Annotated in this window: 9 protein-coding genes and 1 pseudogene; 3 read left to right on the top strand and 7 right to left on the bottom strand. The window is 36.3% G+C overall.

Annotation, left to right across the window (positions count from 1 at the left end; all coding sequences use genetic code 11):
* Window positions 1-256: 256 nt before the first annotated feature.
* Window positions 257-1,333 carry a porin gene (locus C228_RS0112745; protein WP_018652976.1) on the bottom strand — a complete coding sequence of 359 codons (1,077 nt, stop codon included), beginning with the start codon at window positions 1,331-1,333 and terminating at the stop codon, window positions 257-259.
* Between the two features lie 476 nt (window positions 1,334-1,809).
* Between C228_RS0112745 and priC the strand changes: the two genes are divergently transcribed.
* A complete protein-coding gene (priC, locus tag C228_RS0112740; RefSeq protein WP_018652975.1) occupies window positions 1,810-2,328 on the top strand; it encodes a primosomal replication protein PriC in 519 nt (172 codons plus the stop codon).
* Window positions 2,329-2,386: 58 nt separating this feature from the next.
* On the opposite strand, the gene galU is transcribed toward priC, so the two are convergent.
* From galU to C228_RS0112720, 6 genes and pseudogenes are all read right to left on the bottom strand, one after another.
* On the bottom strand, window positions 2,387-3,274 hold the full coding sequence (galU, locus tag C228_RS0112735; RefSeq protein ID WP_018652974.1) for a UTP--glucose-1-phosphate uridylyltransferase GalU: 888 nt from the start codon (window positions 3,272-3,274) through the stop codon (window positions 2,387-2,389).
* Between the two features lie 161 nt (window positions 3,275-3,435).
* Window positions 3,436-3,552 (bottom strand): hypothetical protein, encoded by a 117-nt coding sequence (locus C228_RS15220; RefSeq protein ID WP_425393296.1) that lies wholly within the window; start codon window positions 3,550-3,552, stop codon window positions 3,436-3,438.
* A 9-nt stretch (window positions 3,553-3,561) separates the two neighbouring features.
* A pseudogene (locus tag C228_RS14240) lies at window positions 3,562-3,989 on the bottom strand (phosphomannomutase CpsG); the annotation flags it as partial.
* Window positions 3,958-4,167 carry a carbon storage regulator CsrA gene (gene csrA, locus C228_RS0112730; RefSeq protein ID WP_018652973.1) on the bottom strand — a complete coding sequence of 70 codons (210 nt, stop codon included), beginning with the start codon at window positions 4,165-4,167 and terminating at the stop codon, window positions 3,958-3,960. The pseudogene C228_RS14240 and the gene csrA, both read right to left, overlap by 32 nt.
* 88 nt (window positions 4,168-4,255) lie before the next feature.
* A complete protein-coding gene (alaS, locus tag C228_RS0112725; RefSeq protein ID WP_018652972.1) occupies window positions 4,256-6,880 on the bottom strand; it encodes an alanine--tRNA ligase in 2,625 nt (874 codons plus the stop codon).
* A gap of 195 nt (window positions 6,881-7,075) precedes the next feature.
* Window positions 7,076-7,501, bottom strand: coding sequence for a universal stress protein (locus tag C228_RS0112720; RefSeq protein ID WP_018652971.1), 426 nt, complete (start codon window positions 7,499-7,501; stop codon window positions 7,076-7,078).
* Between the two features lie 258 nt (window positions 7,502-7,759).
* Here C228_RS0112720 and C228_RS0112715 point away from each other — a divergent pair, with 258 nt between their 5' ends.
* The gene (locus C228_RS0112715; RefSeq protein ID WP_018652970.1) at window positions 7,760-8,533 is read left to right on the top strand and encodes an FNR family transcription factor; all 774 of its coding nucleotides are present in this window, start codon (window positions 7,760-7,762) and stop codon (window positions 8,531-8,533) included.
* Window positions 8,534-8,614: 81 nt separating this feature from the next.
* On the top strand, window positions 8,615-8,882 hold a 268-nt coding region (locus C228_RS0112710), incomplete at its 3' end, for a helix-turn-helix domain-containing protein (RefSeq protein ID WP_018651146.1).

Raw genomic sequence — 8,882 nt, 5'->3', positions numbered from 1 at the left:
CTATTTTGATTTACAAGTTGGCGATATTATCCTTGTTCCTGTGGAATAAATCCTTATAAATCAATTGGTTACAATCACTTTACTTCGCATAATGTAGATTATGTTAAATAGAAAATTATTTACGCTCTTAGGAATATTAACTTGTACGACTTTTTTCTCTTTATTCAACCAAAATTAAACCATAAAAACAAAACCCCAACAGTTTTCACACCATTGGGGTTTTATAAGCTTATTTAGTTAAGCGTTGGTAAAGATATTACCAGTAAACACGCATACCTACACCGATAGCTTTATCAGTTACTTTACCGTTATAACTGTAACCATTACCTACCGCATCGTAGTCTTTAGTTTGAACATATTTACCTTCAACAAACGCTACAACTTGTTTGTGGAATTTATAGTCAACGCCTAATAAGAAACCATGAGCTTTCTCTTTTGCAGAATTAGCTTTAACTACCGTAGTTTCTGCACGTTCATATAAGTAGTTACCATAGATACGTGAAGCTGGAATTACTTGATATTGGAAACCTGGTGCTACAAAGAATGCTTTTGTTCGCTCATCAGCATTTTTCTCATATTTATAACCAAAATCACCTACTAATTTTAAATCGCCAATAGTATAGCCTAATGCGATTTCATAACCATCTTGATAGTGTTTGTAATTTTGAGCTGTTTCATAGTTAGTACGGCCGTAACCACCCTCAATATTAAATGTATTACCACCTAATTGAGTTTCATATACTGCACCTACACCAAAAGCATTTTTGATAGCGGAATCTAAAAGTTCGCCTTTTTCATCTTGTTTTTGTGCAAAGTTATAGTTTGCACCTAATTGCAAACCTTCAATGCCTTTATAGGCATAACGAACTACTGAGTTACCAGCAGTTCTAATATATGATGGTACAATACCGTATTCATAATCATCTGTTTGACCATAATCATCAGCAATCGTTAATTGGCGACCGAATGTTACTTCACCTAATTCTTTTTTACCTAAACCTGCATATGCACGTTTTGCATAGATATCACCAAATTTATCACGACCAGAATTGTGACCATCAAAACGGAATTCAACACGACCTAACGCAAAGAAACCGTCACCTAATTCGTGATTTACACGTACTCCCATACGGCTACCCGCATTACGTAAATTTGATTTAGTTTTGCTAGTTTTGTTACCGTTAGCATCTTTAACTGTTTTACCTGCTTCTTCCATAATTAAACGGATAGAACCATCAACTTGTACCTTAGTACCTTCTGCATCATAAACGGTTACCGCTTGAGCTGATGCAGCTAATGCTGTTACTGCTAATGCAACTAGAGTTTTTTTCATAATGTTCACCTTAATTTTTAATTTTAAGTTTATTTAAAATTACTCTCGATAAGGTGTAAGAGTAATTTTCCAAAACTAACATCTACCGTGTAAGAATTCTTCAGTAAATGTAATTACGGGTGAATAATGGCAAAATCAACATAGCCTGTCAATAGGGTCACACTCCAAATGCAATCAATATAAAACTCATTATAAAACAACAAGTTACACCAATTATTTACAAATTAAAATGAAACTTGCTTAAAAAAAGATAAAATACTCCAAATTTCACAACATCTTAACATATTGATATATAAGAACTTTTTTGAATAATTTTGATATTTGTTAAATTTACAAAAAAAGTGTTTTTTTTGTGATAAAGCTCACAAATCCAGAAAATTCTTATTCTTTAGAAGAATTTTCATACAAACGCAAACGGTTACAATCATTAAAAATCAATTTATAATACTCAAAATTATACTTAAATTACATTTGATATGATTAAAAATTTCCCAACTTTAGTGCAAAAACAATTAGATACGTTTTTACCTTTTTATGAGCATGAGGTGATTATTTCTGAGAATATATTTTCTACTCCAAAACAAAAAGTATCATTTTTTGTTCAAGAAATAATGCAAACAGCAAATAAATTAAATAAGCAATCTTCTGAAGATTATGCTAATGCTTATGCGGCTAAACTTTTTCAGCAATGTGAAGCGCTTAATCAAGCAGTTCAAACTATAAAATTAAAACAAAGTAATGAAACTCTACTCTTTCAGTCTTCGTTCCGCTTTCCCAAAAACATTCATACTCTTGCTCCCACTCGCCGATTGAATGAGTATCGAAAAGCACTAAGAGCGTTAAATGAGAAAATTAGCTGGTTAGTTGAAAAAAGCTACAATGCTTCGCAAGCTGACAAAACTTTGTTAGAAAGGCAAATACAAGAAACAGAATACCGTAAAATGAAGTGTTTAAAAGCAATTGAGGATCTTGAAGAGCAAATACAATTTAAATAATTATGTTTAGGGACTAATACGAAAGGAAAGGCGCAATAAGAGCGCCTTTATTTATGAATTATAATGTTTTAGCTAACTGTTTAATAAAATCTTTAAACTCATTACCAAACTTATCATGGCGTAAGCTATACTCAGTAAATGCTTGCATATAACCTAATTTATCACCACAGTCGAAGGTACGGCCTGTCATATGGAATGCCTCCACAGTTTCTTGCTCAATTAACATATCAATTGCATCTGTTAATTGAATTTCATCGCCTACACCTACTGGTGTTTTTTCAAGTAGATCCCAAATGTTTTCAGAGAATACATAACGACCAACAACTGCTAAGTTAGACGGCGCTTCTTCAACACTTGGTTTCTCAACCATTTTTACGATTTTCGCAGTTTCACCTGCCGGAATATCTACACCTGCGCAATCCGCTACACCATAGCTGCTAACATCTTCTTTTGGCACCGGAGCCACCATGATTTGGCTATGTTTAGTTTCATTGAAACGTTTGATCATTGCCGCAAGGTTTTCAGTTTTTTGATTTGCTGCGAAGTCCGCTAAAATTACGTCAGGAAGCACAACGGCAAACGGCTCATTACCAACCACTGCTCTACCACATAATACTGCGTGACCTAAACCTTTTGCTTGACCTTGGCGCACGTGCATTAATGTCACATCTTTTGGCACGATTGAACGCACTTCATCGAGCAATTGACGTTTTACACGTTTTTCAAGCATTGTTTCAAGCTCAAAAGACGTATCAAAATGGTTTTCGATAGCATTTTTTGATGAATGAGTTACCAACACAATTTCTTTAATACCTGCCGCCACACACTCATTAACAATATATTGAATTAATGGCTTATCTGCAATTGTTAACATTTCCTTTGGAATTGCTTTAGTCGCCGGAAGCATACGAGTACCAAGACCCGCTACAGGAATAATCACTTTCATTATATAATCCTTATAAATAGATGCTATTGCATCAAGAAATAACACGCATTTATGCGCATTGATAAAAAACCGCTTACATTAATTGTAAGCGGTCTAACTCTGTTTAAATTCTAACAATTATTGACGAAGTAAAGCAAGAATTTCATCCGTTTTTTCCTGCATTAGCTGCTTATCGCCTCTCTTGTTTCTAAATTTAAACGAATTACAGGTTCTGTATTTGAACTGCGTAAATTAAAACGCCAATTACATACTTCCACACTTAAGCCGTCTAACGTAATTACCTTACCATCTTGGACTTTAACAAACTCAACCGGTACTGCTTTCGTTTTGAATTGTGCCTCAATTGCGTCAATAATATGACCTGCCGCACCATTCTCAGAATTAATAACACGTTTTTTCGGTGTGAGTTTATTTATGTCAATAGAGTAAATGTTCTACATATTCTCCCTGAATGCTTTTCTGTGTATATGTGCCGCGGTTGTGTAACAGCTGGAAAATTGTTTTCTTCCGCTAAACGTTGAATATCCGCTAAGCCTGTATCAGCGCTAATTGGGTGCGAACCCTTGCACATAAGTTTCATCCTGTTGTAATCCATTGGATTATGGCTCGCAGTGGTTTGAATACTACCATCCGTTTGCAACTTCCGTCCCCATCATACCTAAATAATAACGTTTACACCTGAATCAAGTAATCCGTTGATTACTGTGCTTTTCATCAGCGGCATCATCTGCCAATGCTTTAATTCTGTGATAAATCTCTTCACGGTGAACTGAGATTTCTTTTGGTGCGTTTACACCCAATTTTACCTGATTACCTCGAACACTGAGTACAGTTATCTCAACGTTGTCTCCTATTAGTAAACTTTCCCCAATTTTACGAGTTAGTATAAGCATAGTTAATCTCCTCGGTTAAAAGTTCTATTACACTCACATAGAACTTTTATGGCAAAGCTTATCCCTCAGCATTGCCTCTTTTAAATTATTAAAGTTTCACTTGAATCCACTCTTGCGCAAATTTGAGTGCTGAATCAAGATGTTGTGGTTCTGAACCGCCAGCCATCGCCATATCAGCTCGCCCACCACCTTTACCACCAACCTGTTGTGCCATAGCACCTACCAGTTCACCAGCATTAACTTTGCTTGAAAGTTCCTGCGTAACACCAACAATTAGGTTCACTTTATCATCTGCTACGCTACCAAAAACGATAATGGCATTTTCAAATTGATTTTTAAGATCATCAACCATAGTACGTAATGATTTAGTTTCTACACCTTCAAGTTTCTGAACAATGACATTTACACCGTTAATTTGACTAGCTTGTTTTGCTAATTCAGAACCGGCTTGTGCAGCAAATTTATCTTTAAGCTGCTGAAGCTCTTTTTCTGTACGCTTAGCCTTATCTTGAAGCTGCTGAATTTTTTCAACTAATGAGTTACTATCCGCTTTTAATAATTCAGCACTTTGCTGAATAATCCTTTGCTGATTATGTAACCAATTCATTGCTTTTTCACCAGTTACGGCTTCTACACGCCTTACGCCTGCAGCAACAGCACCTTCAGAAACTAGTTTGAATAAACCAATCTCACCCGTGCGTTGGACGTGAGTACCTCCACAAAGTTCAATTGAAAACTCAGTCATGCCGACAACTCGGACTACATCACCATATTTCTCACCGAATAACGCCATCGCACCTTTTTGCTTCGCAGACTCAATATCCATTGTTTCAATAACTACTTGGATATTCTCGCGAATCTTACGGTTTACGATACGTTCAATTTCTTCTAACTGCGTTTTTGTAATGGCTTCTGGTTGAGAAAAGTCAAAACGCAATGCATCTTCGGACACCAATGAACCTTTTTGTGCTACATGATCACCTAATACTTCACGCAGTGCTGAATGTAATAAGTGTGTTGCACTATGATTTACTGTGATTACCTGACGACGGTTTGCTTCCACATGTGCAGTAACTTTATCACCAATAGTCAAATTACCTGATGTTAATTGACCGATATGTCCAAAAACTTGACCATATTTTTGAGTATCACTTACAGTAAATTCGCAAATTTCTGTAGAAATTAAACCGCTATCACCAACTTGTCCGCCCATTTCTGCATAGAATGGAGTTTGATCAAGAATGATCACAGCTGACTCGCCAGATTGAATCACATCAACCGCTTTACCATTACTGAATAAACCAACAACTGTCGCTTGAGCTTCTAAATTATCGTAACCGATAAAGTCTGTTTGTCCATCCACTTTGATCACGTTGTTATAGTCGGTACCAAAGTTACTGCTTGCTTTAGCACGCTCACGCTGTGCGCTCATTTCTGCTTCAAAGCCTGCTTCATCAATCGTAATATTACGTTCACGACATACATCGGCAGTTAAATCTAATGGGAAGCCGTAAGTATCATAAAGTTTAAATGCAACTTCACCTGAAAGCGTATTATTATCTACTTTTGTCAATGCATCTTCTAACAATGCTAAACCACGCTCAAGTGTGCGTGCAAACTGCTCTTCTTCCGCTTTTAATGTTTTCTGAATATGAGCTTGTTTTTGCATTAAGATTTCACCTGCATAACCCATTACGACTGCAAGTGTAGGCACTAATTTATAGAAAAACGCTTCTTTTGCACCTAAAAAGTTACCATGGCGTACCGCACGACGAATAATACGGCGTAACACATAGCCACGACCTTCATTTGATGGAACTACCCCATCCGCAATTAAGTATGAACACGCACGAATATGGTCTGCCACCACACGTAAAGATTTATTGTCTAAATCGGTTACATTCAATAAACCAGCAACTTCTTTAATCAATGTTTGGAAAATATCCGTTTCATAATTTGAGTTTACATGTTGCATTACTGCCGTCATACGCTCTAAACCCATACCCGTATCTACAGACGGTCTCGGTAACTTTTCCATTGTACCGTCTGCTTGACGGTTAAATTGCATGAATACGATATTCCATACTTCGATATACCGGTCACCATCTTCTTCTGGCGTTCCCGGTAAACCACCCCAGAAAGTATCGCCGTGATCATAAAAGATTTCAGTGCAAGGACCACACGGACCAGTATCGCCCATTGCCCAAAAGTTATCCGAAGCATAAGGTGCGCCTTTGTTATCACCGATACGAATAATATGATCGGTTGGCACACCTACAATTTTATTCCAAATGTCATAAGCTTCATCATCCGTTTCATAAACCGTTACATATAATTTTTCTTTCGGAAGCCCAAGCCATTGCGGAGAAGTTAAATATTCCCAACCGAATTGAATTGCATCTTGTTTAAAGTAATCACCAAAACTGAAGTTGCCCATCATTTCAAAGAAAGTATGATGGCGTGCCGTATAGCCTACATTTTCTAAGTCATTATGTTTACCACCGGCACGAACGCAGCGTTGCGCGGTAGTTGCTCGAGTATAAGGTCGTTTTTCTAAGCCGAGAAAAACATCTTTAAATTGGTTCATCCCTGCATTAGTAAATAATAAGGTAGGGTCATTCTCTGGTACCAAAGAACTGCTTGGTACAACGGTATGTCCTTTACTATGGAAGAAATCCAAGAAGGATTGTCTAATTTCTGAAGTTGTTTTCATTTAAATAGCACTCTAAAAATATATAACAAATAATAATGTTAGTTGTAAGCCTTACTATTCTACACGTTTTTCTTTTCTTTGCTAATTGGCAAGTAAAAAACTTTTTAAGTTATTTTTAATATAATGCATCAAAAAGACCACTTGAAAACAAAGATGTTCTCAAGTGGTCAGGTCATAAAACCGTCTTATACAAGCTTATTCGTCAGCTAATGGAACAACGAGCATATCAACGCTCACATTATTCATTACTTGACGAGTTGAAGACATAAATTTACTCCAGAAATCTTGGTGATGCCCGGTAATTAATAAATCAATCTGATGTTTTTCAACCGCTTCTTCCAACACTTGGCTGAAATCGCCTGTGCCGTTTAAGCATTCTGACACTGGGTATGAAATTTTGGTAGAAAGTTCATTGAGTGCTTTAGTTGTTTCTTGCATGACACTATCTTGTACAGAAGACATATTAATGTCGATTAAACCTGTATAGAGGTCTGAAAAATTGACATCAACGTGGATAAGCGAGAGCTTCGCGCCACATTTTTCAGCAAGATTCGCACCTTTACGGAGTAAAATGAGACTCTCTTCAGAAAGATCAACTGCGACTAAAATATGTTTGTACATAATAGACTCCTTATTTGCCTGTCGAAATCTTATCTTTGGTTCAAATACTAGCATACTCTTTCCAATTAAAGTTTGAACTAGATCTCATTTTTGAAAAAATATTTCAAATAATAGAGTCAGTTTTCTTCAAAATAAAAACTGTATTGAAAATAACTTTTTCACTTAAATTAATTCTGATATATCTTTATTCTAACAATAATTAGTGATAATATTTGCGCCAAATCAAACTTTTGCCTACTTTACAATACAGTAAGTCTTATGAAAATCATTTCTGACGTAAAAAATACGAATCGTACAGCTTGTACTATTCATTGCCAAAATTGCAGCATTAGTCAGCTCTGTTTACCATTCACACTGAACGAACATGAATTAACTCAGCTTGATAATATTATTGAGCGAAAAAAACCTGTTCAAAAATCTCAGATTATTTTCCAATCCGGCGATGAACTTCGCTCTATTTATGCAATTCGTTCAGGTACAATCAAAAGTTATACCATCAGCGAGAGCGGTGAAGAACAAATTACAGCATTTCATTTGCCAGGTGATTTAGTCGGTTTTGATGCGATTACTAATATGAAACATGTTGGTTTCGCACAAGCGCTTGAAACGTCAATGATTTGCGAAATTCCATTTGACATTTTGGATGACCTTGCGGGTAAAATGCCTAAAATTCGGCATCAAATTATGCGCTTAATGAGTAATGAAATTAAAAGTGATCAAGAAATGATTCTTTTACTTTCAAAAATGAGTGCGGAAGAAAAATTAGCCGCGTTCTTGCATAATCTGTCTCAGCGCTACTCTGCCCGTGGTTTCTCGGCACGTGAATTCCGTTTAACAATGACCCGCGGCGATATCGGTAACTACTTAGGTTTAACCATTGAAACCATCAGCCGTTTATTAGGTCGTTTCCAAAAAAGCGGTATGATCACTGTACAAGGTAAATATATTACAATTAACCGTATGGATGAACTTACTGATATGGCTGGCGTGACACGTTCGCAATCGCCGGTTATCACTCAAACAACAGCGTAACATATAAAAAAGAAAGCCACCTTCTGATCTGCCCCCCAAAAGTTGGACTAACCATCCAACGGATTAAGGTGCAGATTTTTTATGACCAAATATAACTCACTATTCAAACAACAAGTCATCGAGTTTTATCTTCAAAACGATAAAAATCGTTTATTCACTCAACGACATTTTCAATTACCCAAGAAAACCTTAACTCGGTGGATTGCTCAATTTCATCATAACGGAATCAATGGGTTAGCGGTAATAGGTAAGAAGCAAAAATACTCTTCTGAATTCAAATTAACCGTCATACAAGCGGTCAAAAAAGGACAATTTTCTGCGGAAAGTGCCTCCCTTCATTTTGGTATTG

The organism is Actinobacillus capsulatus DSM 19761 (assembly GCF_000374285.1).
Classification (GTDB): Bacteria; Pseudomonadota; Gammaproteobacteria; order Enterobacterales; family Pasteurellaceae; genus Actinobacillus; species Actinobacillus capsulatus.
Note: the sequence above shows the minus strand (reverse complement) of the source record. Positions and strands in the feature narration are given on the sequence as shown.

Coding starts and splice junctions, on each gene's coding strand:
- priC (WP_018652975.1), top strand. CDS start 1,810: ATGATTAAAAATTTCCCAACTTTAGTGCAAAAACAATTAGATACGTTT.
- alaS (WP_018652972.1), bottom strand. CDS start 6,880: ATGAAAACAACTTCAGAAATTAGACAATCCTTCTTGGATTTCTTCCAT.
- C228_RS0112720 (WP_018652971.1), bottom strand. CDS start 7,501: ATGTACAAACATATTTTAGTCGCAGTTGATCTTTCTGAAGAGAGTCTC.
- galU (WP_018652974.1), bottom strand. CDS start 3,274: ATGAAAGTGATTATTCCTGTAGCGGGTCTTGGTACTCGTATGCTTCCG.
- C228_RS0112715 (WP_018652970.1), top strand. CDS start 7,760: ATGAAAATCATTTCTGACGTAAAAAATACGAATCGTACAGCTTGTACT.
- csrA (WP_018652973.1), bottom strand. CDS start 4,167: ATGCTTATACTAACTCGTAAAATTGGGGAAAGTTTACTAATAGGAGAC.
- C228_RS0112745 (WP_018652976.1), bottom strand. CDS start 1,333: ATGAAAAAAACTCTAGTTGCATTAGCAGTAACAGCATTAGCTGCATCA.